The sequence below is a fragment of the Lentimicrobium sp. S6 genome, from assembly GCF_013166635.1.
Lineage (GTDB): Bacteria > Bacteroidota > Bacteroidia > Bacteroidales > UBA12170 > UBA12170.
Genome location: NZ_JABKBZ010000056.1, coordinates 13,472 through 38,221 on the forward strand (window position 1 = coordinate 13,472; position 24,750 = coordinate 38,221).

The following is a 24,750-nucleotide window of genomic DNA, read 5'->3' on the forward strand; positions in this document are numbered from 1 at the left end:
GCTATTCTTAAAGAATCTAAATTAAAATAACAAATGGCACATTATCATAAGCTTGGGTCAATTCCAAAAAAGAGACATGTTACTTATTATAAAGATAACGGCGAACTATATGCTGAGCAGTTGATTTCAAGTGAGGGTTTTTCATCGGAATATACATTAACATATCATCATTATCCACCAACTCTTGTTACTGAAATAGAGGAGGCTGTTGATGTGAGTCCTGACTTTATGGAATTGGATTTAATGGTTAAAAGAAATTTTAGTGGCTTCGATGTGAAGCCTGAAGGAGATTTCTTAACTAGCAGACAAGTGGTTTTAGGTAATCAAGACCTTTATATTGCTTTGGCTGCTCCAAATATAAAGGCATCCGGTATTTTCTATAAAAACTCTCAAGCCCACGAAATGGTATTTATCCACAAGGGAAAAGGAGTGCTAAAAACTATGTTGGGTCATATTGATTTTGTTCCTGGCGATCATTTGATTATCCCTAAAGGAATTATATATCAAATGGAATTTGAAGGAGATGACAACCGCCTTTTTATTGTAGAATCTTTTAGCCCATTTCATTTTCCAAAGAGATATTTAAGTAATTCAGGACAATTATTGGAGAATGCACCCATTTATGAACGTGATATTCGCAGACCAGAGCGCTTAGAATCTATTGATGAATTAGGAGATTACAAAGTGTTGATAAAGAGAGATGATAAACTATATACCTATCACTATGAATCGCATCCCTTTGATGTGGTTGGCTGGGATGGATGTTACTATCCTTATGCTTTATCAATACACGAATTTGAGCCCATTACTGGGCGTATTCACCAACCTCCTCCGGTACATCAAACATGGGAAGCTCATAATTTTGTGACTTGTGCTTTTGTACCCCGCTTATTCGATTATCATCCTCAGGCGATTCCGGCTCCTTATAATCACGCCAATTTAGATTCCGATGAAGTACTTTATTATGTGGATGGCGATTTTATGAGTCGTAATAATATTGAAAAGGGGCAGATTACTTTGCATCCAATGGGAGTAGCTCATGGTCCTCATCCTGGAGCAGTGCAAAGGAGCATTGGTCAAAAAGAAACACAAGAGCTTGCAGTGATGGTCGATACTTTCAAACCTTTGAAAATCACTAAGCAGGCTTTAAATATTGAAGTTAAAGATTATTATAAAAGCTGGAAAAGCTAAGGGCAAAAGCAATAAGCTAAAAACTATTTAAACAAAAACTAAAATAATGGACAATACATGTATTCCTTTGAATGGAACTGATTATGTAGAATTTTATGTGGGTAATGCCAAACAAGCTGCTCATTTTTATCAAACGGCTTTTGGCTTTCAGCCAATTGCTTATGCTGGATTGGAAACTGGATTAACCGATCGCTCATCTTACGTTTTACGTCAAGGAAAATTAACTATTGTTTTAACTGCTTCACTAAAAAAAGATGGGGAAGTAGCTGAACATCATAAACTTCATGGCGATGGTGTAAAAGTAATTGCTTTAAATGTAGATAATGCTAGGGTGGCCTTTACCGAAACAATGTATAGGGGAGCTAAAGCACATTATGCACCAAAAGTAGAAAAAGATGAGGAGGGTGAAGTAGTACTTTCTGCCATCAAGACCTATGGTGAGACAGTGCATGTTTTTGTTGATCGGACTAAGTATTCTGGACCATTTCTACCTGGATATAAGAAATGGGAGCCCAAATATCAACCTAAGGATACAGGATTGCTATATGTAGATCATATTGTAGGTAATGTAAATTGGAATGAGATGGATAAAACAGCTCGTTATTATGAAGATATTTTTGGATTTACTCAGTTGATTTCTTTTGATGATAAAGACATATCAACTGAATACACTGCCTTAAAATCTAAGGTGATGAGTAATGATAATTTCAAAGTGAAATTCCCAATTAATGAGCCAGCTATCGGCTTGAAAAAATCACAGATTGAAGAATTTCTTGATTTCTATTATGGGCCTGGTCCACAGCATGTCGCTATGGCAACTAATGATATTATTGCAACTATTGCTGATTTAAAAAGTAGAGGGGTGGAATTTCTTCAGGTACCTGATAGCTATTACGATACAGTAATGGACAGAGTAGGAGAGATTGAAGAAGATTTAGAAGAATTAAAGAAACTAAACATCCTCATCGATAGAGATGATGAAGGATATTTATTACAGTTATTCACCAAGCCAGTTCAAGATCGTCCAACTTTCTTCTTTGAGATTATTCAAAGAAAAGGAGCCAAATCTTTCGGAAAAGGAAACTTTAAAGCCCTTTTTGAATCGATTGAGCTAGAACAAGGAAATAGAGGAACTTTATAAAACAATACTCTTTGGAATCTGTTGCCAAGAGAAACTAATGTTTCTAAACTATTTGGTACTACTGATTTCTGACTTCAAACTTGATTAAAACACAGAAATTAACAAATAATGGAAAATATATTTAATACAAAAGGATTAAGTTCATGGGTAGATATTCCCGATGATAGTGATTTCAGTATTCACAATATTCCTTTCGGAGTTTTTACTTATCAAGGAGAAACAAGATGTGGAAGTAGGTTAGGAGATTTTGTTCTAGATTTAGCACAATTGGGAGAGGATGGATGGTTCAACGATTTGCCACTTGGAAATGGGACAGTATTTCACAAAACTACTTTAAATCCATTTATGGAATTGGGTAATGAGAGTTGGACAAGTGTGAGAAATAGAGTTATCGAGCTTTTTCAATCGGCTAATACCGAAATAAGAGATGAAGAAGATATTCATGCAAAATATCTAATTCCAATTTCAGATGTTCAGATGGAGATGCCAGTTAAAGTTGGAGATTATACCGACTTTTATAGTAGTATTGAGCATGCCACTAATGTGGGCACTATGTTCCGCGATCCTGCAAATGCACTTTTCCCAAACTGGAAATATCTTCCAGTAGGTTATCATGGTAGAGCAAGTAGTATTGTGGTAAGTGGTACAGATATTCATCGCCCAAAAGGACAAACTCGATTAGATCCTGAACAACCACCAAAATTTGGTGCCAGTCAAAGAGTCGATTTCGAATTGGAAATGGCTTTTATCACTGGTCAAGGAAATAAATTGGGTGACCATATAACAACAGAAGATGCAGAGAAACACATCTTTGGCATGGTAATATTTAACGATTTATCGGCCAGAGATATTCAAACATGGGAATATGTTCCCTTAGGTCCCTTTCTTTCTAAAAACTTTGGGTCTGTAATTTCTCCATGGATAGTAACCCTTGATGCTTTGAAAGCTTATCGTGTAGCTGGTCCTGTGCAAAATCCAAAAGTGTTTCCCTATTTAGAATATGAAGGAGATAAGAATATTGATATTAATCTCCAAGTTGCTATTCAGCCAGAAAGTGCTGAGGAATCTGTGGTTTGCAATTCTAATTACAAGTATATGTATTGGAATATGAATCAGCAATTGGCTCATCAAACCATTAATGGTTGCAATGTAAAGCCAGGAGATATGTATGCTTCTGGTACCATAAGTGGGCCTACTGAAGATTCTTATGGCTCCATGTTAGAATTAGCATGGAAAGGAACTAAACCTTTGAAAATGAAAGATGGAACAGAACGAAAGTTTATCCACGATCAAGATACCATCATCATGAGAGCTTTCTGTGAAAAAGATGGACGACGAATTGGTTTCGGTGAAAGTGTATGTAAAATTTTACCAGCTAAATAATTTATTTAAAGACGAATTAGAATGATGACAATAAATCCAAAGGAGAGGAGTGTACAAGAGGTTCATCATGGACTTTTGGGTGGAATTGCACCTCGACCTATTGCCTTTGCAAGTACTATTGATAGAGATGGAAATCCAAATTTATCACCATTTAGCTTTTTTAATGCTTTTAGTGCTAATCCTCCTATTCTAATATTTTCACCAGCTAGAGGAGGGAAAGACAATAAAAACAAACATACTTTTTTCAATATTCAAGAAGTTCCTGAAGTGGTCATCAATATGGTGACTTTTGATATGGCTCAGCAGATGAGTTTAGCCAGTTCAAACTATCCCAAAGGGGTTAATGAGTTCGATAAAGCAGGGTTTACCATGCAGGAGTCAGAGACCATAAAACCATTCAGAGTGAAGGAGTCACCCATACAATATGAATGTAAGGTTCAACAAGTTATTGAGACAGGAACAGAAGGTGGAGCTGGTAATTTAGTAATTTGTGAAGTGACAAGAATCCATATTGATGAGAATATTCTAGATTATAATGGACATGTAGATCCCAACCTTGCAGATTTAGTAGGTAGAATGGGAGGGAACTATTATGTGAGAACCATTGGAGATGCTCTTTTTGAAATTCCAAAACCTTTAGCTCATATAGGAATAGGTTTTGATCTATTACCTAGTTTTATTCGTGATTCTAGAGACTGGAGCCAGCCTGAAAAAGCTCAATTAGCTGGTGTGGAACGATTACCCAATAAAGAAGATTTGAAAGACGAGAATCTTTCAGAATATGTGAATAATGGATTGACACAAAAAGGGTTGAATCCTATTTGTTATTCTAAAGATTTAATAGCCAATGGTAAGGTGTGGGATGCTTTAGTATTTTTGATGAAGCAAAGTCAATGATTGAAAAGTATAAAGTTCAATTTATTTTAAATTTTACTTAATATTTATAAAAGGAAAAAAAGCGACTGAAAGAGTCGCTTTTTTCATGTTCACCAATTAGTTGATAATAATTTTCCTATTGAGGAGCTCTTCATTTTGATGTAAGCGTATCATATAGATACCGGATTCTAGTTGACTTGTATTGAAAGTATTTTGATAGTCAGAAAGCTTTCTTTTCATGACTAACCTACCTTCCATATCATAAATCATGACTTCAGTATCTAATATTTCGTTCTGTGAAATGATAAAATAATCTTGAGCAGGATTAGGATATATATTGACTTCATAAGCTATTTGAGAAGCTTCAAACGACAATTCCTCATTACTGGTACTTACATTGATGGTATAATCCTCCACTTCACCATAGCTAAACGACTCACAATATGTAGGTATGGCATTCCATTTCATAGAGACGCGCATCCTGGTTTGGCCAGCAAATCCAGCTTTGCTATTGAAACTACCAGAAACCAAAGCACTTGTTAATGCAGAAGCAAATACTTCCTCATCAATATCTGCAAAGTCACCATCTCTATTCCAATCAATCCAAACTCTCCAAACCTCATTATAAACAGTACTTGAGAATGCTGGACTTAAACTTATGGTATTGCTTCCAGAGTTTAAATCAATAACATCAGCTGTATAATCAGAATAGCTGCTTCCGGAACTATTTTTTGTAAAAGAGTTAACTGTCACCTTGCTAATCCACTCATAACTGAAGTTATTACCTTGTGAGCTACAATAGTTAATTGGTGCAGCATTTACTGTGATATAATTTGTTTTAGTTTCGTTATCATTTCCTGTGGCATTTGTTGCTACTAAGCTTACAGTATAATTGCCAGGAGTATTATAAGTGATGCTAGGGTTTTGGGCTGTACTAATAGAAGGTGTGCCTCCAGTGAATGACCAGCTCCATGAGCTAGGATTATGGGTAGAAGCATCGGTAAATTGTATGCTTTCTCCAGCATTTATTACTGTTGTTGAAGCCGAAAAAGCAGCAATTGGAGCTAATGGAGCACTAAAAGTTACCGTATAATCTTCTACTTCACCATAGGAGAAGGTTTCACATGAACTTGGGTTGGCATTATACTTCATAGTAACTCTCATTCTCGTGCTTCCCGTTGCACCATTGTCCACTGTAAAACTCCCTGCAACAACAGCACTACCATTTCCACTGAAAACTTCCTCTCCAGCATCCTCAAAATCGCCATCCTTATTATAGTCAATCCAAATTTTCCAATATTCTGCATAAGTACTACTTTTGAAAGATGGAGTTAAAGTAACAGCTACATTTTCTCCTTGGTTCAGGGAAACAATATCACCTGTAAAATCAGAATATCCTGTAGCTCCAGAGCTTTTTGTAAAACTACCCATCACTACTTTTGAAATCCACTCATAGCTAAAATCATTTCCTTGGGAATTACAATAAGTAATGGGGGCTTGACTAACAGATATTAAATTGCTTTTAGTTTCAGTATCACTTCCACTAGCATTTGTGGCTGTTAAAGTAACAGAATATGTGCCAGAAGTTTGATAAGTAACGGTTGGATTTTGATCAGTTGAGCTTGAAGGTGTTCCACCAGGAAAACTCCAAGACCAAGCGCCTGGGCCATAGGTTGTTTGATCGGTGAAGCTAATGCTTTGACCAGTATTGATATTTGTTGCACTTTGGGTAAAGTTAGCCACCGGTGGCTGCGTAGATGCAGTTTTAATTCCGCTAATAATGATAGAGAAATCTTGATTTCCACCACTTATGGTTCCATCGTGATCTACAGTAATAGTATAAGAAGCATCAGCAGTAGGATTAGCAATGTATACAACTTCCACATTATCTCTATTGTTTTCTCCGTTATTGGTAGCGGCAGCAGAAGGAGAACTAGCTGTTAATGACCATGGATAATGAGTGGTTCCGCCATTACTTAACCTTAAATCTAAGTCATTTACTAGCATTGCAGTTGTTGGATCTAAAGAATTTGAAGTTGGCGTTCCTGCTACATCTGTCCAAACTATAGTCACCTTAATAGGTTCGTTTCCCTTGGCAATAACTGTTCTTTGGTAATTTGCACCGTTCGCCAGATTTAACTCGTCCAACACATTTAAACTTTGGTCTTCTGTAATGGTTTGAGCTGCTGTTAGTGTGTTCATTAATCCCCATCCAAATTGGTAGTCAGGTCCAATATTAGTACCAGCTTCATCGGCAGTATGAATGACAAGTGCTTTTAATGTAGCAGCTTTCATGAAATTGTTTCCTCCTTTTAAATTATTATAGTGCTCCTGTAATAAGAGGAGGGAACCTGTGGTGGATGGAGATGACATTGAAGTTCCACTTAGTGATTGGTAATCAGAGTCATTGTCATCATCTGCTGAATATAAACCAACCCCATTAGCTACGATATCAGGTTTAATTCTACTGTCATCGCAAGGTCCCCAAGAACTAAAGCTACTCATCACTACGTCAGATACTTGGCTATAGCCACTTGAAATATCTTCGACTGCACCAACTGTCAATATATTTTTAGAGACACCAGAGTGTGAAATACAATCGTAAGGCCCATCTTGAGGATAACTACCGTTTGTTGGTCCGTCACCGCGATCGTTACCAGCCGATTTTACAATTAAATAATTAGGAGCGTTGTGTGCGATAATATCCCAATCTCTCGCTTGTGTATCGTAGAACCCAAAGAGATAATCCTCTTGTGAACTGATACTCGTAGTTCCATACCAAACCCAGCTAGATCCATTCCAAGACCATCCTCGACCATATCCATAACTATGATTAGAAACCAGAGCTCCATTAGCTGCTTCTGTAGCCATTTCCGACTCATCACTATTCCAATCGAAAGCACGCAGTTGCGCTTGAGGGGCCATCCCTTTTGCACTAGAAACTACTCCAGAACCAATTAATGTTCCGGCCACGTGCTGTGCATGATAATGAGTGGTCGTTGCACCATCGACTTGGGTAACTCTTCCTGTCAATTCCTGATGAGAAGTGCGGATGGCTCCACCATCCCATTCATGGACAGTCATTCCAGAGCCATTAAGATTTAACCCGGAACCACCTCCAGTATGTACCTTATTTGTAGAGATGGTTTTAGCTGCCACTTCATTTTCAGTCCTATAATACTGAGGGTTTCCATAGAAATCGATAGACATTAATTCCATAAATACCTCATCATTTTCTATGAAAACTGGAATATCGTTTTTTTTTGCATACCTTAAAGCTTCTGCTTTTTTAACCGTGAATGACTGAGCCTTTTCGTTGGCAAAATTGAGGAGTGTTGATTTTTGAGTAACATTTTGCGCAAAGGAACCATTAGATAGAATTAAAACTCCTAATACTACCATAACATAGTAATTTAAAAACTTCATAATTGTGATTTTAATTAATAAATTGAGTGTTTTGATGTGTTATGGTCAAAGATGGTCGTGATTGGTAAAAGCAGCAAAAATTGATAATTGCTTGTGTGGGCAATGGCGAATTTTAATAGCGGCTTATCTATTAATACCAGAATTGTCAAAAGCGTACCCCTTTGGTATGAATTAGTTATTAACAATTGTTGAAATAATAAAATACTTAAACGTTATATATAAGCAAATGAATAATCTATGGATAAAGTATATATTAATAGCTTTACCTATAAGGTCATTAAATATTTAATAGGGATTGTATTTGAAAAAGCATGTCTGTTGACAATTGCAGTTATAGCTGCTCAAAATTATGTAAACAATATTTTTTGAAGAATCGAATTGTATAAATTCAAATGATTGATGTATAATAATTTAGAAAATACATTTCAGAAAAGGAATGGGGCTTTTTATAGAAAAAGTAATTCTTACTCCTGAAGAAACAATCGATACCCACTTCCATGGATATTGATAATCTGCAATCGACTATCAGCTTTTAGGAATTTACGAAGCTTTGTAATATATACATCCATGCTTCGAGTAGTAAAGTAATTATCATCTCCCCATATTTGCTTTAAGGCTTCTTCCCGTGGTAATACTTCACCCAAATTAAGTAATAATAACCTGAGTAGTTCAGCTTCCTTAGGACTTAATTTAATACTCTCTTCAGTGCTGGTATTGAGTAATTCTCTAATCATAGAACTAAAATGGAAGATTCCAATCTCAAATTCATGGCTGTCAGTGGGCTTTTTTAGAGTTTTTCTTCCTAATATCGCTTTGATTTTATAAATTAATACTTCAGAATCAAATGGCTTTTTGATATAATCGTCGGCACCAAGTTCATAGCCTTTTACTTCGTCTTCTTTTAAAGTTTTGGCTGTCAGGAAAATGAATGGAATTTCAGGGGCTTGGCTCCTGATACTTTGTGCTACTGAGAAGCCGTCAACATTAGGGAGCATCACATCGAGTATGCAGAAGTCAAATTTTGACTCGTCGAACTTATCTATAGCTTCTTGTCCGTCTTGGACCCAAAACACCTCAAACTTGTGAATCTCTAAATATGCTTTTAAAACTTCACCAAAACTTTTGTCATCCTCTAATAAAAATATTTTCATTTTTTTCCTTTCTCTTATTTCTTAATGGGTAGTCGAATTTCAAAACTACTACCTATGCCCAATTCACTTTTCACATGAATACTTCCACCATGTTTTTCTATTATAGCTTTTACATAGGTGAGTCCCAATCCATATCCTTTAATATTATGTACATTTCCCGCTTCAATTCTATAAAACCTATCGAAAATATACTGTAACTCTTTTTTATTCATCCCTTTACCCTTATCACTAATATTGATAGAAAGGTGATATTTTGTATTCGAAGTGGCTATTTTTATCTGAACAGGCTCTTCAGAATATTTGATGGCATTGTCCAATAAATTATAGAATACATTTATTAGGTGTACTTGGTCTGCTAATACTTCAAAGGTATTTGCTTGGAAATCAGAAGAAATATTCCCTTTGTCCTCAAGTTTTATTTGTGTGTTTTCCACTATATTCTGCAAAACTTCATGAACATCAATGGTTTGTTTTTCGAGTTTCAACTCTTTGCTTTCTAATCTAGCCATTTGTAATATCTTCTCCACCAGCCTATTCATCCTCCTGTTTTCTTTTTTTATCATGCCTGTGAAATAGCTGACTTTATCTTTGTTACCTAAAATAATAGGATTTAATATTGAATCAGAAGCCAATGAAATGGTAGCGATTGGTGTTTTAAATTCATGTGTCATATTATTAATGAAATCACTTTGAACTTCAGATATTTTCCGATGGTGAAGTAGATTTTTAATTATAAGTAATAAACCTATTGTCAGCATCAGTGTGAAAGCAATAGATAAAGTAATAGGAGTAGAGAGGTTTAAATACAGTTGTTTACGATTAACCTGTAATGCTAATAGTTGTTTTCTAGGAATCAGTTCATAAGGATATAAATTGGAAAAATAACTAAAGGAATTCTTGTCAAAATCATGGCTAGAATAAAGCACCGTCTCTTCACTTAAACTATCTAATATAGCAAAGTTAAATTGATTGGGGATATTATATTCTATTAAGCTTTTTTCAATCACTTCCTGTATTAATTTTTTTGGGATGCTATCCATAAAAGGCTTACTCCACTCATCCATCTCCCAAACCAATTGGTCTATAGTAGTTTCGATATTGTCTTTTTCATCTCTTAGGGCAATAGTTTTGTATTCTAGAACTTGTATCAGGCTATCAGCTTTAGCTTCAAAACTTTGGTAAATAGAGTCGTTTTTGAGTTTGATATGAATCTTAGTTTCTATGTTATTACCATTTCCATTTACAAATTCCCAATCCGCCTTTTCGTCATAAAACTCTAATTCCCTTTCTACATTAGCATTGACTATAATCATATTATTACTCATACTATCCAGCATTTGCGAAATCACTACTTCTTGAAAATGTTCAAATTCATTATCTGCAAAAATGATAGCATTCTCTTCAATTTCATGTTCAATACTAATTCGGTGAATGTTGCGTGTGTTGAGATGACTTCTTTGAATATGATAGAGTTTTTCTTGTTGGTCAAGTGCATCTATTGCAAACTTTAATGCCCTATTTACATTCTGATCAAATAGTACTCTATTTTGTTCATAAAGCATATTAATCCAATAATATTGAATACCAATGGAACCCAATAAAGCAAAAATGCTAAAAATGATGACGATCTGTATCTTTCTTTTATTCATAATAGAAAGACAAAACTAAACAATTAGATATAAGGATAATAGCACTTTAACCTAAGTTTAACCTTTGTTAATAGCAAAGATTAACATATTTTCAAATTTACAATAATTATAAATTACCTATAAAGTAGATTGAGTTTCAGAGCCTACGATTTACACCTAAAATTAAGATATCCCTCTTCAATCGTTTGCGGTTGAAAATACTTGATAAAAAATGAGTTGAAGATGCCAACTAAGTGATTCATGTATTTAAATATTATTACTTTTGCGCTACTATTTAACCGAAAATAGATTAATTAAACAAGATATCAGAGATGAAAAGAGTTTTAGTATTAACGGGAGGTGGAGATTGCCCCGGACTGAATGCAGTAATAAGAGCCATTGTTAAAAGAGCAGCACAAGAGAAAGATTGGGAAGTTGTTGGAAGTATTCAAGCTTTTAATGGTGTTTTATGGGAGCCTACACAAATTAAAGTGTTAGACCAAGCCGCTGTAAAAGGAATTCACTATCAAGGTGGAACCATCATTGAAACAACAAATAAAGGAGGACCATTTGCTTGGCCTATTAAAGATAAAAAAGGAAATTGGATTAGTGTAGATCGTTCAGAAGAAATGCTTCGTAAGCTACAGTTCATGGGTATTGATGCAGTTATCAATATTGGTGGAGATGGTAGTCAGGTTATTTCTCAGAAACTTTTCGAAATGGGGTTGAATGTTATTGGTGTTCCAAAAACTATTGATAATGACCTTTCTGCTACCGATTCTACTTTTGGTTATCAGACAGCTGTTCAAATTGCTACTGAAGCACTAGATAAATTAGTAACTACGGCTGCTTCACATAACCGTGTTTTCGGTATGGAGGTGATGGGACGTTATGCCGGTTGGATTGCATTAAATGCTGCAATTGCTGGTGGTGCCGATGTATGTTTGATTCCTGAAATTCCTTATGATATTAAATTAGTTAAGGAAAAATTAGAAAGCCGTTTCTATAAGGATAGAGGCTTCGGAATTATGGTGGTTTCTGAAGGAGCAAGACCTGCTGAAGGAACTATGCACTACGAAAGAAGCCAAGAAGTAGGATACGAAAACCTTAAATTAGGCGGTATTGTTCACCAGGTTCTTAGAGAATTAAAAGATGCTGGAATGAAAGCTGATATGAGAGATGTCATGCTAGGACACTTACAAAGAGGTGGTGTACCTGTAGCTTACGATAGAGTTTTAGCAGCCCAGTTTGGTGTTAAAGCATTCGAGATGGTCTTAGAAGAAGAATTTGGAAAAATGGTTTCTTACCAGCATCCAGACATTGTTTCAGTTCCATTGAAAGATGCTATAGACAAACCTAACTTTGTTACTCTTGACAATAGAATTATCCAAACTGTTAAAGGATTAGATATATGCTTAGGAGCTGAAGTTTAAAATAATAAATTTACAATCATACCATATTTATATCCTGTATCACTAGTGATGCAGGATTTTTTTTGCCTTGTATTTGTAAATGTTGGTGTAAATTTTTTAAAACAATAGAGTTTTACTTAATTTTAGAATAACTAGATATGAAAATCATTTTTTTTGTAAATTTGCAATTCTTCAAAACAGAAAATGACAAAACTATTTTTGAAATACTTAATTCTAAATCGCTTTTTAAATATTAAGAATCGCGATAACTTTCATTACTCTTTTTAAAACCATAGTAAAATGGTTTTACTTATAGTATTTTGATGATTCAAATGCTATTTTTTCTAAATAACATCTTTTAGATACTTATCGGTATCACATTAGATGACCAATTATTTCTCATTATTATTTTATTTCATTAAAAAAAGAATTTTGTTATGCAATTACCTTACGCAGAACCATTTAAAATTAAAATGGTTGAAACTATAAAAAGAAGTACACGCGAAGAACGTGAAAAGTGGATCAAAGACGCAAAATATAATTTATTCAATCTTAAAAGTGAACAGGTTTTTATTGACCTTTTAACTGATAGTGGTACTGGAGCTATGAGTGATAAACAGTGGTCAGAAATGATGATTGGTGATGAGAGTTATGCTGGTGCTAGCTCTTTCTATAAAATGAAAGCTGCCATCAAAAATATTTTAGGCTTCGATTATTTCTTACCAACACACCAAGGAAGAGCAGCTGAGAATGTATTATTTTCTGTTTTGGTAAAAGAAGGAAACATTATTCCTGGCAACAGCCATTTTGATACTACAAAAGGTCATATCGAATTTAGAAAGGCAAAGGCAGTAGATTGTACTATTGATGAAGCTTTTGATACTACTGTACAACACGATTTTAAAGGAAATATAGACTTAGCCAAGTTGGAAAAAACTTTCAATGATTATCCTATGGCTCAGATTCCTATGGTTATTATTACAGTAACATGTAATTCATCTGGAGGACAGCCTGTAAGCATGCAAAATATTAAAGATGTTCACGCCCTTTGTAAGAAATATGGAACACTAGTGATGTTTGATTCTGCTCGTTTTGCTGAAAATGCATATTTCATCAAAACAAGAGAACCTGGTTATGCTGACAAAACTATCAAAGAGATTGTGAAGGAAATGTATACCTACGCTGATGCCATGACCATGAGTTCTAAAAAAGATGCCATTGTAAATATGGGAGGATTCATAGGATTTAAAGATGAAGATTTATATAAGCAAGCTAGTGTTTTTGGAATCATTTTTGAAGGCTATATTACATACGGAGGAATGTCGGGAAGAGATATGAATGCTTTAGCTCAAGGATTAGATGAAGGTACTGAGTTTCCGTTCTTAGAATCTAGAGTTGGACAAGTAGCCTATTTAGGTAGCAAGTTAAAAGAATATGGTATTCCTATTCAAGAACCATTTGGAGGGCATGCTATTTTTGTGGATGCCAAAAGATTCCTTCCTGAATTGCCCAAAGAAGATTTCGTTGCTCAAACACTTGCAGTGGAATTGTATATAGAAGGTGGAGTAAGAGGAGTAGAGATCGGAGCGATTTTAGCTGATAGAGATCCTATTACAAGAGAAAATAGATATCCTGAATTAGAGTTATTAAGATTAGCTATTCCTAGAAGAACTTATACCAATAACCATATGGAATATATCGCAGCCGCTCTGAAGAATGTTTTCGATCGCCGCGAAGAAATCACTTCTGGCGTGAAAATCACTAAAGAAGCTCCAATCATGCGCCACTTTACTGTGGAATTGGAAAGACTCTAGTTCTAACCTCTAGATGAAATCAAAAGAGATGTTGTTGCCCTGGCAGTAACATCTCTTTTTTTGTTTTCGGGATTGAAGAAAGAAACACGAAGTTAAAGCTTGTCCATATTTGGAAAATCTATTCAATCTCATATATCTTCCAACTACTAAATGTTGCCATCCAGCATCCAGCATCCGTCTTCTACATCAAATCACGCTCCACATCTTTATCTCCACGACCCGAAAGATTGATCACACTCACCTGACCAGTTTTTCCTTTGAGTAGTTTAGCTGCAAGAGCAATAGCATGAGAGGATTCAATGGCAGGAATTATACCTTCTAATTTACTTAATAGTTTAAATCCTTCAATGGCTTCATCGTCGGTAACAATATGATAATGAGCACGACCAGTATCTTTGAGTAAAGCATGTTGTGGGCTCACCCCGGGATAATCTAATCCTGCAGCAATGCTATGCGATGGGTATATCTCATCATTCTCATCAGTTAATGCATAGCTAAATGTTCCTTGAAATACGCCTGGTTTTCCGAGGCTAAGTGTAGCAGCCGTATCCCCTAATACTCCATTTCCTCCACCTTCTGCAGCATGAATGGCAACTTCACGGTCTTTTAAGAAATCACCGAAGAGTCCTATTGCGTTTGAGCCTCCTCCAATGCATGCAAATAGATTATCTGGCAATCTTCCTTCTTTCTCAATAAACTGCTTTTTGGTTTCCTTACCAATCACCGATTGAAAAAAACCAACCATAGTAGGATAGGGATGGGGTCCAACCTGCGACCCTAATAAATAAAATACATGTGGATTCTCAATATAATAACCTAAGGCTGCGTCAACTGCATCTTTCAATGTAGCTGTTCCTGATTCAGTTAATACCATTTCAGCACCTAGAAGCTTTATTCTACTCACATTCATCTTTTGGCGCTCGGCATCTTTGGCACCCATAAATACCTTGCATTTCATACCGAATAATGCAGCTGCAGTCGCGGTGGCTACACCATGTTGACCTGCACCTGTTTCCGCAACTATTTCAGTTGCCCCCATTCTTTTGGCTAGTAAAATCTGCCCAATTGTATTATTGATTTTATGCGAACCAGTATGATTTAAATCTTCTCTTTTTAAATATACCTTAGAACCAATATGTTGGCTCAAGCGATGGGCATAATATAGGGGAGAAGGTCTTCCCACAAAATTCTTCAAGTAATAGATATATTCTTGTTCGAAACTACTGTCTTTACTGTATTTCTCGAATTGCTCAGCCAACTCTAATAATTTCCCCTCTAAAACAGGTGGTACAAACATTCCCCCATAATCTCCAAATTTACCATTAACTGATGCGAAATCTTGTTCTGTTTGTTTTGTTGTAATATTTTCCATTTTAAGCTATATTTTTTGAATTAATCATTATTTTTTTTCGATAATTGGTTGTCTATTTAATGATAAACGGATGCCATCGAAATATGATTTTTTCTATCCAAAAGGAGAATTTAGTTTTCATTTATTATAATTTAAAAATTAATGCACAAAAAAAGCCGAAGGTTTTCACCTTCGGCTGTATATTTTAAATATAGATATACTGGGTTACTTTCCTATTTCGAATTGAAATGAAAGCCACCACCAAAATCTATTATTCATCGCTATAATCATGTTACAAAACTAGTATTTATTTTTATTTGGCAAATACTTTTTTTGATATTTATTCAAGTAAATTTATTATTTCTGAGCAATGTTATTGATAAACAATGCGTTGTGATTTTAAATTTTTTACTATAAAGATGAATAAGGAAGCCATTACTTTATGATATAATTTATACATTTGAGAAAAATATGACTCTAAGAATAAAACATCCTTATCATGAAAAAATGCATTTTTCTAATCTTGACAGTAATTGTTTTCCTTCCTCAGGTTTTTGCCCAGTATGATGTTCAGACAAGGAATAATATATCTTGGAATTTAATAGATATGGGGTTACAGCGTTTTACCATAGATTATGAACGAATGACTAAAAATGGAAATATGTCTGTAATTATTCCATTATCTTATCGTTTTGGTGAGATTCATCGTTCTGCGGATGATTATAGTTATAACTATTCTCCAATTGGAGATTTAGATGATTTTAAAGATGAATCAGATTGGTATGTAGGATTTGGATTTATGTTTCACCCCATTGCTAAACCCACTAAAGTTAAATTCTTTTTCGGTCCTGAAATCAGGTTTGGTGGTGCTACCCATAGAAATGATTATTATTACTATGAGGAGTATGACTATATTTCATCAGATTTTTCTCCAAGTGAGGAAGTTCAAGAAATCAAATACGCCTATGCAGCTTTTTTAGTGGATGTAGGAATTAAATATTATCCCATCAAGCAATTGTTTATGGGTGTTAAGATAGGAGTTGGAGCCTATGGCAATCATGAGAATAGTATAAATGCAATTGTTTCTCCAGCGTTTAAAATGGGTTATAGCTTCTAAATTGAAATTATTACAAAGTCTTTAATAAATTTCTGATATTTGCTCAATCAAGCAACTCCAATATTTGATATTGGTCTATGTATTTATAAGAAACAAAAAAATAAACAATATGAAAAAGTATTCTCTATTATTAATGATGGTTTTTTCAGTATTGAGCATTCATGCTCAGAAACACGATTCTGATAAAGAGCAGGATGAAGCTGCTTTTGGAAGAAATAATATCTCTATTATGTTATCAGATGTGGTATTAAAACGAGTAAGTTTCGAATATGAGCATATATTTGGAGATGAAGGAAATATGTCGATCAATATTCCATTTTCAATTGCTATTGGTGAAGCCGATGATGTTTATGGAGACCAAGTGAATTGGTGGGGTGGTTTAGGTATGAAATTATATCCTACAGGTCAAGGTAAAATTAGATATTTCGTGGGACCAGAAGTAAGAGTGATTTCAGCTCACTATGAAGGCATTGATTATTCTTATTATGACGGCTATACTGAAGAAAAAGATGTGAAAGAGGAATACATTCACACAGCTTTTTTACTGAATAATGGATTTATCTATGAGCCCACTAAAAACTTTATCTTTTCTGTGAATTTAGGAGTGGGTTTCATGTCGCGAGATCAAAAAACTGGTGATGGAGTGCAACCTATGGCCACACCAAGTGTTCGTATGGGTTTCCGATTCTAAATAATTTCTATGAAAAAATATTATTTCGTAATTTCCTTACTTAGTTTTGGATTACTATTTGGTTGCCAAGAAAAACCGTTAAAAAAGGTGCATTTTACTGGTACAGCTCAAGGAACTTATTATGCCATTAACTATTACGAGACTGATTCTCGCGATTTCCAAAATGAGGTGGATAGCCTATTAAATGCTTTTGATCAATCTGTTTCTGTTTATCAGCCCAATAGTATTGTAAGTAAAATAAACAGGAACGAAGAGGTGGAATTAGACGATTGGTTCATTGAGAACTTTAACCTTTCTCAAAAAATATCAGGAGAAACAGAAGGCAGCTTTGATATGACTATTGCTCCTTTGGCCAACGTTTGGGGGTTTGGAACCTTTGAGAAGCCCGATTCTGTAAATCATGCGCTAATTGATAGTCTAAAACAATATGTGGACTATCATCAAATCTCTATTATAAATGGAAAGCTGATTAAGCAGAATCCACATATTCAACTTAACTTTAATGCCATTGCACAAGGGTATGCAGTTGATGTTTTAGCTAAATATTTCAAATCTAATGGGATTAATGATTTCCTGATCGACCTTGGAGGTGAAATTTATGCAAGTGGACAAAAGCCCAATGGTGATCATTGGAAAATTGGCATAGAGATTCCTGAAGATGGTGCTGAGGAGCGCTTTTATAATAGAATCATTAGCCTAAAAGATGCAGCTGTAGCCACATCAGGAAATTATAGAAAGTTTTATGAGCTAGACGGGAAAAAATATGCACATAGCTTGGATCCAAAAACAGGATTCCCTGTTACACATAGTCTTTTAAGTACAACCGTCATTGCTCCCTCAGCTGGAGAAGCCGATGCCTACGCTACTGCTTTTATGGTGTTAGGAGTGGAAAAAACCTTAAAATATGCAGAAATTCATCCTCATATCAAGGTATACTTAATGTATGATGAAGATGGGGAACTAAAAACAGCTATGAGTAAAAGTTTTGAGGAATATATTTCGGTTGGCAGTGAGTAAACTAGAAAAACAAATAATAAAAAATCCCCTTTTCAAGCGAACAGGGGATTTTTTGCATTTTATAGAAAAGAATTATTATTTCTTTTTCTTAGTAATCTTAATCACAATCTTTTCCAGCTTTTTACTGTAGTCGATTGCAATAGTATCGCCTTCTTCCAATTTAGTTTTGATAATCTCTTCTGCCAACTCATCTTCAATATATTTTTGAATAGCACGCTTTAAGGGTCTTGCACCAAAATGAGGATCCCAGCCTTTTTCAGCTAAGAAATCTTTAGCCTTCTCAGTCACTCTAATCTTATATCCTAAATCGTGGATACGCTGATAAAGTCCCTTGAGCTCAATGTCGATAATCTTATGAATATCATCTCTTTCTAAATTATTGAACACAATGACATCATCAATTCTGTTTAAGAATTCAGGTGCAAAAGCTTTCTTCAAAGCATTTTCTATAACACCTTGTGTATGTGCCGACTTATTGCCTTGACGAGCTTGGGTATTAAATCCAACACCAGTACCGAAGTCTTTCAACTGACGACTACCAATATTAGAAGTCATAATGATAATGGTATTTTTAAAATCTACCTTTCTTCCAAAACTATCAGTGAGTTGCCCATCATCCAATACTTGTAGCATCATGTGGAAAACATCGGGATGTGCTTTCTCAATTTCATCAAGTAAGATGATAGAGTAGGGTTTGCGGCGAACTTTCTCGGTTAACTGGCCTCCTTCTTCGTAGCCCACATAGCCAGGAGGAGCGCCCACCAATCTACTTACTGCAAATTTCTCCATATACTCACTCATATCGATACGGATTAAGGTGTCGGCGGAGTCGAACATATATTCTGCGAGTATTTTTGCTAGATAAGTTTTACCCACACCAGTAGGGCCTAAAAATATAAAAGTTCCAATGGGTTTGCTAGGGTCTTTTAATCCTGCACGATTCCTTCTAATAGCCTTTGTAACTTTCTGTATAGCATCGAATTGACCAATAACTGATTCGGCCAAGTCATCTTCCATTTTCTGCAGTTTATCACCTTCTTTTTGGGCAATTCTTTGTACAGGAACACCGGTCATCATAGCAACCACTTCAGCCACATCTTGCTCAGTAACTTCCTCTCTATTTATCTGAGTTTCTTGTTCCCATTTGCGTTTGGCTAAGTCTAATTCTTCTTGTAATTCTCGTTCATTATCCCTTAACTGCGCAGCTTGTTCAAATTGTTGCTTTTTAATAGCATTTTTCTTTTTCTGAATAGCCTCCTCAATTTTTCCTTCTATTTTAATGATACCATCAGGCACATTCATATGAGTGATATGAACACGAGCTCCAGCTTCATCTAAAGCATCAATAGCTTTGTCTGGTAAGAATCGATCACTCATATATCTGTTGGTTAACTGAACGCATGCTTTTAAAGCTTCGTCAGAATAACGCACTAAGTGATGATCTTCATATCGTTCTTTAATATTAGATAGAATGGTTTCTGTTTCTTCAGGAGAGGTGGCATCCACAATGATTTTCTGGAATCTTCTTTCTAAAGCACCGTCTTTTTCAATGGTTTGGCGATATTCATCTAAAGTGGTTGCACCAATACATTGGAGTTCTCCACGAGCCAAGGCTGGTTTAAACATATTTGAGGCATCTAAAGAACCTGAAGCATTACCTGCACCAACGATAGTATGAATTTCATCTATAAATAATATGATATTGGGATTTTTCTCCAATTCATTTAAAATAGCTTTCATTCTTTCCTCAAATTGACCTCTATATTTCGTTCCTGCGACAATAGATGCTAAGTCTAGGGTAAATATTCTTTTATTAAATAAAGCTCGGCTTACCTGACGACTCACAATTCTAATGGCCAAACCTTCGGCTATAGCAGACTTGCCAACACCTGGTTCCCCAATTAAAATTGGATTGTTTTTTTTACGACGGCTTAGAATTTGAGCAATACGTTCCAACTCACTTTCTCTTCCAACAATGGGGTCTAATCTATTCTCCTCGGCTAATCGGGTTAAATCACGACCGAAATTATCTAAAACTGGAGTTGAAGATTTAGGATCCCCATCTTTTTTGCTAGGCTTATTGGTTTTTTGGGATTTCCCACTACCTTCATCTGGCTCTGGAGGAAATCCTCCAGGATATTGGTCTTCTATAGGATCTATTTTATCTTGTGTCTCTTCTTCTTTTCCACTACTATATTCTTGCACAAGAGTAGTAATTTTAGAATAATCAATCTGGTTCTTATCCAACATCTGAGTAACAATATTATCTGGGTCTTTTAAAATAGCCAATAATAAATGTTCAGTACCCACTTGTTGAGACTGAAAACGGCGAGCTTCCAAATATGTGAGTTTAATTATTCTTTCGGCTTGACGGACAAAAGGAATATTTTGTGATGAAGAATAAGTTTCGCTTTCTGAAGCAATTGTTTTTTCTATTTTTAATCTTAGTGTATCAATGGGTAATCCCAAGTCGGATAACATCTTATAGGCCATCCCATTTCCTTCTTTTATGATACCAAGAAAGAGATGCTCAACACCTATATAGTTGTTTTTGAGGCGAATAGCCTCTTGCCGACTGAGTGATAGTACTTCCCTAACTCGGGCGGAGAATTTTGCTTCCATAAAGCTCTTTTTAGAATAATATTAAGTCAATCAAAACTATTGACAAAAATAGAGGTAATTTGATTGTGATGTTCTATTTTTTCAACAAGAACTTGTTAAAATTGTTCATTCTTTACTTCATCATTTCAAAGGTATTTTGAAAGAATTTAACTATCTTCGCGTCCTTATATAAGATATGAAATCTTATGTTTAAATACTACTCAAATTACAATTTAATTCTATGCACGAAGGAGAAAGAATAATTAAGGTAGGGATATCTGATCAAATGAAAGCTGCATACATAGATTACTCTATGTCTGTTATTGTTTCCAGAGCTCTACCTGATGTTCGTGATGGTTTAAAACCAGTTCACAGACGAGTATTGTATGGTATGCTTGATTTGGGCGTTTTATCTAATAGACCGTATAAAAAATCAGCGAGAATCGTGGGAGAGGTGCTTGGTAAGTATCACCCACATGGTGATTCTTCAGTATATGATGCAATGGTAAGAATGGCTCAGGAATGGTCTTTAAGATACCCTGTAGTTGATGGCCAAGGTAACTTTGGTTCTATTGATGGTGATAGCCCTGCTGCTATGCGTTATACAGAAGCTCGATTAAGAAAGATATCAGAAGATATGCTTATCGATATCGATAAAGAAACTGTTGATTTTCAATTAAACTTTGATGATTCATTAAAGGAACCTACGGTTTTACCTACACGTATACCCAATTTGCTTGTTAATGGTACTAGCGGTATTGCTGTTGGTATGGCCACAAATATGCCCCCTCATAATTTAACAGAAGTGGTAAATGGTACCTTAGCTTATATTGATAATAATGATATCGATATTAAAGGGTTAATGGAATACATTAAAGCTCCTGATTTCCCAACCGGTGGTATCATCTATGGATACGATGGCGTAATTAATGCCTTTGAAACTGGTAAGGGTAGAATAGTCATGAGAGGCGAAACCACCATAGAAGAAACCAAGTCTGGAAAAGAAATGATTATAGCTCACAGTATTCCTTATCAAGTGAATAAAGCAGATATGATCAAAAAAACTGCTGATTTGGTTAACGATAAAAAAATTGAAGGCATTAGTGATATTAGAGACGAATCCGATAGAGATGGTATTCGTGTAGTATATGAATTGAAGAGAGACGCCAATACTAACGTAGTTCTCAATAAATTATACCAATATACAGCCCTACAATCCTCATTTTCTGTAAACAATATTGCTTTAGTTCATGGGCGACCTGAGGTACTGAACCTTAAAGACCAAATATATCATTTTGTTGAACATAGGCATGATGTGGTTGTCAAAAGGACTCAATATGAATTAAAACAAGCAGAGAAAAGAGCTCATATCTTAGAAGGTTTGATTATTGCTTCTGATAATATTGATGAGGTAATTAAAATTATTCGTGGCTCAAAAAGTCCAGAAGAAGCTAGAGAAGCTTTAATTGTTCGTTTTGAATTAAGCGATATACAATCTCGTGCTATTGTTGAAATGAGATTACGTCAACTGACCGGTCTTGAACAAGATAAGTTAAGAGCAGAATATGAAGCTATAATGAAAACCATAGAATACTTGAAAGCCATCTTGGAAAGCAAGGAGATGAGAATGGATATCATTAAAGAAGAGCTTAATGAGATTAGAGATAAATATGGTGATGAGCGCATGAGTAGAATCGAATACAGCGCTGCGGATTTCCGTATTGAAGATACTATTCCTGATGACGACGTAGTAATTACTATTTCACATGCTGGATATATTAAAAGGACAAATTTAACAGAATACCGTCGCCAAAATAGAGGTGGAAGAGGATCAAAGGGAAGTAGCACCAGAAATGAAGATTTCTTAGAGCACCTTTTTGTTGCGAGTATGCACGATTATATGTTATTCTTCACCGAGAAAGGAAAAGTATTCTGGTTGAGGGTATTTGAAATTCCTGAAGGAACTAGAACAACCAAGGGTAGAGCCATTCAAAATATAATCAATATTCCTCCCGATGATAAAGTGAGAGCTTATATCAATACTAAGGATTTAAAGAATGAAGATTATATAAAGAATAACTTCATCATTCTAGCAACAAAAAAAGGTGTAATCAAGAAAACTTCTCTTGAGTTATATAGTCGTCCAAGAGCCAATGGTATCAATGCCATTACTGTTCGAGATGGTGATACCTTATTAGAAGCCAGATTAACCAATGGCGAAAACGAAGTTATTTTAGCTGTGAAGAGCGGTAGAGCTATTCGTTTTAATGAGCGCCATGTTCGTCCGATGGGAAGAAATGCATCTGGAGTAAGAGGTATTAAACTCGATAATGATAAGGATGAAGTTATAGGTATGATTTGCCTAGAAACTCATGACTATGATATCTTAGTTGTTTCTGAAAAAGGTTATGGTAAACGTTCTAAATTAGAGGATTATAGAGAGACCAATAGAGGTGGTAAAGGAGTTCGTACTCTTAATATCACCGATAAAACTGGTAAATTAATCTCAATTAAGAATGTAACCGACGATAATGATTTAATGATCATCAATAAAAGTGGTATTCTCATTAGAATTCCTGTAGGAGGAGAGTCTAATCCACTAAGAGTGATGGGAAGAAATACTCAAGGTGTTCGATTAATCAAAATCCAGGAAGGTGATAGTATCGCCTCTGTAGCTAAAGTTGATGTGGAAGAAGAGGAGGAAGAATTGGTGGTTATAGAGGATGGCACAGTTCTTGATGTTGAAACTTTAGAAGAAGCTTCGGAAGATGAAGCCACAGAAAACGAAACAACTGCAGATGAAGCTGATGAGAATGTAACTGAAGAATAATTTAGTATATATTCAAATAAGCATCTAAAAAAAAAAAAAGACTGCAAATATGATTTCTAATAAGCATATTTGCAGTTCTAATATAAAGAGAAATTTATAAAATCAATAAAGATGAAGAAGATAACATTTTTAGCGCTATTATTTCTATCAGTAACTATGATGGCCAGCGCACAAAAGAGCACAAGAACCACTGCTTATAATTATCTAAGAAAAGGTAAGTTAGACTTAGCCAAAGAAAATATAGATAAGGCAGTAGGTCATGAAAAAACAATGAACGATCCTAAAACTTGGTTTTACTATGGTAATACCTATATTCAATTGGCTACTACACCATTAGATGCATTTAAAGCTTTAGATCCTGATGCTTTACAAAAAGCTTATGATGGATATATGAAATGTATAGAGTTAGATGAAAAAGGAACTTATACTGAACAAGTAGAGGCCGATTTAAAAATTATTGCCAATAATTATTATGCTAGAGGTTTAGAGCATTATAATGCTAATGATTATCCAGCAGCATATAAAGAATTTAAAGAAGCGATTTCTGTTAATAATTCTATCAATAGTGTGGATTCATTAGCTGTTTATGCTTCCGCAATGTCTGCTTTTTCTGGTGAAATGTACCCAGAAGCTATAGAAGGATATGAGAGTTTAATTGCTATGGAGTATAACAATTCTGGTATTTATGGAGATTTAGCTAATATCTACAAGACTACAGAAAACATAGACAGAGCTAAAGAAGTTTTGGAAATGGGAATTACAAAATATCCAAACGATGCTAATATTGTATTTGCTAAAATCAATATTCTTTTAACTGAAGAGAAATATGAAGAAGTAGTTAATTATTTAGAATCTGCTATACAATTAGCTCCAGAAAATTATACATTATATTTTGTTCAAGGACAGTCTTACGAGCAAATGGGAGATCTTGAAAATGCTAAATTAGGCTACGAAAAAGCTTTGGAAGTAAATCCAGAGTATTCAGATGCACTTTATAATATGGGTGCTTTATATTATAATAAAGGTGTTGAGATTTCTGTGAAAGCTAATGATTTACCTTATGATGCTGAAGAGGAATTCAATAGGTTAAAAGAAGAAGCCAGCAAAGAATTTTTACTTGC

At 35.0% G+C, this 24,750-nt stretch carries 16 protein-coding genes; 11 read left to right on the forward strand and 5 right to left on the reverse strand.

The window, feature by feature from the left end; all coding sequences use genetic code 11:
- The first annotated feature begins 33 nt into the window (after window positions 1-33).
- The 4 genes from HNS40_RS16195 to HNS40_RS16210 all read left to right on the forward strand — a co-directional run bounded on the left by HNS40_RS16195 (window position 34) and on the right by HNS40_RS16210 (window position 4,612).
- A complete protein-coding gene (locus tag HNS40_RS16195) occupies window positions 34-1,191 on the forward strand; it encodes a homogentisate 1,2-dioxygenase (RefSeq protein ID WP_172282738.1) in 1,158 nt (385 codons plus the stop codon).
- A gap of 46 nt (window positions 1,192-1,237) precedes the next feature.
- Window positions 1,238-2,332: a 4-hydroxyphenylpyruvate dioxygenase gene (gene hppD / locus HNS40_RS16200; RefSeq protein ID WP_172282740.1), complete on the forward strand. Its 1,095-nt coding sequence runs from the start codon at window positions 1,238-1,240 to the stop codon at window positions 2,330-2,332.
- 108 nt (window positions 2,333-2,440) lie between these two features.
- Entirely contained in the window at window positions 2,441-3,715 is a 1,275-nt protein-coding gene (fahA, locus tag HNS40_RS16205; protein ID WP_172282742.1) for a fumarylacetoacetase, read from the forward strand.
- Between the two features lie 21 nt (window positions 3,716-3,736).
- On the forward strand, window positions 3,737-4,612 hold the full coding sequence (locus HNS40_RS16210) for a flavin reductase family protein (RefSeq protein ID WP_172282744.1): 876 nt from the start codon (window positions 3,737-3,739) through the stop codon (window positions 4,610-4,612).
- 96 nt (window positions 4,613-4,708) lie between these two features.
- Here HNS40_RS16210 and HNS40_RS16215 read toward each other — a convergent pair whose 3' ends face one another.
- The 3 genes from HNS40_RS16215 to HNS40_RS16225 form a co-directional block, all read right to left on the reverse strand.
- Window positions 4,709-8,017 carry a GEVED domain-containing protein gene (locus HNS40_RS16215; protein ID WP_172282747.1) on the reverse strand — a complete coding sequence of 1,103 codons (3,309 nt, stop codon included), beginning with the start codon at window positions 8,015-8,017 and terminating at the stop codon, window positions 4,709-4,711.
- 464 nt (window positions 8,018-8,481) lie between these two features.
- Window positions 8,482-9,168 (reverse strand): response regulator transcription factor, encoded by a 687-nt coding sequence (locus tag HNS40_RS16220; protein ID WP_172282749.1) that lies wholly within the window; start codon window positions 9,166-9,168, stop codon window positions 8,482-8,484.
- 14 nt (window positions 9,169-9,182) lie between these two features.
- Window positions 9,183-10,817 (reverse strand): HAMP domain-containing sensor histidine kinase, encoded by a 1,635-nt coding sequence (locus tag HNS40_RS16225; RefSeq protein WP_172282751.1) that lies wholly within the window; start codon window positions 10,815-10,817, stop codon window positions 9,183-9,185.
- Window positions 10,818-11,128: 311 nt separating this feature from the next.
- On the opposite strand from HNS40_RS16225, the gene HNS40_RS16230 reads away from it, so the two are divergent.
- Both HNS40_RS16230 and HNS40_RS16235 read left to right on the forward strand, forming a co-directional pair.
- A complete protein-coding gene (locus HNS40_RS16230; protein WP_172282753.1) occupies window positions 11,129-12,229 on the forward strand; it encodes a 6-phosphofructokinase in 1,101 nt (366 codons plus the stop codon).
- Window positions 12,230-12,645: 416 nt separating this feature from the next.
- Window positions 12,646-14,022, forward strand: coding sequence for a tryptophanase (locus HNS40_RS16235; protein ID WP_172282756.1), 1,377 nt, complete (start codon window positions 12,646-12,648; stop codon window positions 14,020-14,022).
- A gap of 181 nt (window positions 14,023-14,203) precedes the next feature.
- Here the strand turns inward: HNS40_RS16235 and trpB are convergent, their stop codons facing one another.
- Window positions 14,204-15,394, reverse strand: a complete 1,191-nt coding sequence (gene trpB / locus HNS40_RS16240; protein ID WP_172282758.1) for a tryptophan synthase subunit beta — start codon at window positions 15,392-15,394, stop codon at window positions 14,204-14,206.
- A gap of 478 nt (window positions 15,395-15,872) precedes the next feature.
- Between trpB and HNS40_RS16245 the strand changes: the two genes are divergently transcribed.
- The 3 genes from HNS40_RS16245 (at window position 15,873) to HNS40_RS16255 (ending at window position 18,198) form a co-directional block, all read left to right on the forward strand.
- Entirely contained in the window at window positions 15,873-16,490 is a 618-nt protein-coding gene (locus tag HNS40_RS16245) for a hypothetical protein (protein ID WP_172282760.1), read from the forward strand.
- 109 nt (window positions 16,491-16,599) lie between these two features.
- Complete coding sequence (locus tag HNS40_RS16250; RefSeq protein WP_172282762.1) at window positions 16,600-17,181, forward strand: hypothetical protein; 582 nt, start codon at window positions 16,600-16,602, stop codon at window positions 17,179-17,181.
- 9 nt (window positions 17,182-17,190) lie between these two features.
- Window positions 17,191-18,198: an FAD:protein FMN transferase gene (locus HNS40_RS16255; RefSeq protein WP_172282764.1), complete on the forward strand. Its 1,008-nt coding sequence runs from the start codon at window positions 17,191-17,193 to the stop codon at window positions 18,196-18,198.
- Between the two features lie 75 nt (window positions 18,199-18,273).
- On the opposite strand, the gene HNS40_RS16260 is transcribed toward HNS40_RS16255, so the two are convergent.
- Entirely contained in the window at window positions 18,274-20,820 is a 2,547-nt protein-coding gene (locus tag HNS40_RS16260; RefSeq protein ID WP_172282767.1) for an ATP-dependent Clp protease ATP-binding subunit, read from the reverse strand.
- A gap of 220 nt (window positions 20,821-21,040) precedes the next feature.
- Between HNS40_RS16260 and gyrA the strand changes: the two genes are divergently transcribed.
- The gene (gyrA, locus tag HNS40_RS16265; RefSeq protein ID WP_172282769.1) at window positions 21,041-23,629 is read left to right on the forward strand and encodes a DNA gyrase subunit A; all 2,589 of its coding nucleotides are present in this window, start codon (window positions 21,041-21,043) and stop codon (window positions 23,627-23,629) included.
- A gap of 111 nt (window positions 23,630-23,740) precedes the next feature.
- A partial coding sequence (locus HNS40_RS16270; protein WP_172282772.1) for a lipopolysaccharide assembly protein LapB occupies window positions 23,741-24,750 on the forward strand: 1,010 nt, incomplete at its 3' end.

Coding starts and splice junctions, on each gene's coding strand:
- trpB (WP_172282758.1), bottom strand. CDS start 15,394: ATGGAAAATATTACAACAAAACAAACAGAACAAGATTTCGCATCAGTT.
- hppD (WP_172282740.1), top strand. CDS start 1,238: ATGGACAATACATGTATTCCTTTGAATGGAACTGATTATGTAGAATTT.
- HNS40_RS16210 (WP_172282744.1), top strand. CDS start 3,737: ATGATGACAATAAATCCAAAGGAGAGGAGTGTACAAGAGGTTCATCAT.
- gyrA (WP_172282769.1), top strand. CDS start 21,041: ATGCACGAAGGAGAAAGAATAATTAAGGTAGGGATATCTGATCAAATG.
- HNS40_RS16215 (WP_172282747.1), bottom strand. CDS start 8,017: ATGAAGTTTTTAAATTACTATGTTATGGTAGTATTAGGAGTTTTAATT.
- HNS40_RS16255 (WP_172282764.1), top strand. CDS start 17,191: ATGAAAAAATATTATTTCGTAATTTCCTTACTTAGTTTTGGATTACTA.
- HNS40_RS16230 (WP_172282753.1), top strand. CDS start 11,129: ATGAAAAGAGTTTTAGTATTAACGGGAGGTGGAGATTGCCCCGGACTG.
- HNS40_RS16220 (WP_172282749.1), bottom strand. CDS start 9,168: ATGAAAATATTTTTATTAGAGGATGACAAAAGTTTTGGTGAAGTTTTA.
- HNS40_RS16225 (WP_172282751.1), bottom strand. CDS start 10,817: ATGAATAAAAGAAAGATACAGATCGTCATCATTTTTAGCATTTTTGCT.
- HNS40_RS16235 (WP_172282756.1), top strand. CDS start 12,646: ATGCAATTACCTTACGCAGAACCATTTAAAATTAAAATGGTTGAAACT.
- HNS40_RS16250 (WP_172282762.1), top strand. CDS start 16,600: ATGAAAAAGTATTCTCTATTATTAATGATGGTTTTTTCAGTATTGAGC.
- HNS40_RS16260 (WP_172282767.1), bottom strand. CDS start 20,820: ATGGAAGCAAAATTCTCCGCCCGAGTTAGGGAAGTACTATCACTCAGT.
- HNS40_RS16245 (WP_172282760.1), top strand. CDS start 15,873: ATGAAAAAATGCATTTTTCTAATCTTGACAGTAATTGTTTTCCTTCCT.
- fahA (WP_172282742.1), top strand. CDS start 2,441: ATGGAAAATATATTTAATACAAAAGGATTAAGTTCATGGGTAGATATT.
- HNS40_RS16195 (WP_172282738.1), top strand. CDS start 34: ATGGCACATTATCATAAGCTTGGGTCAATTCCAAAAAAGAGACATGTT.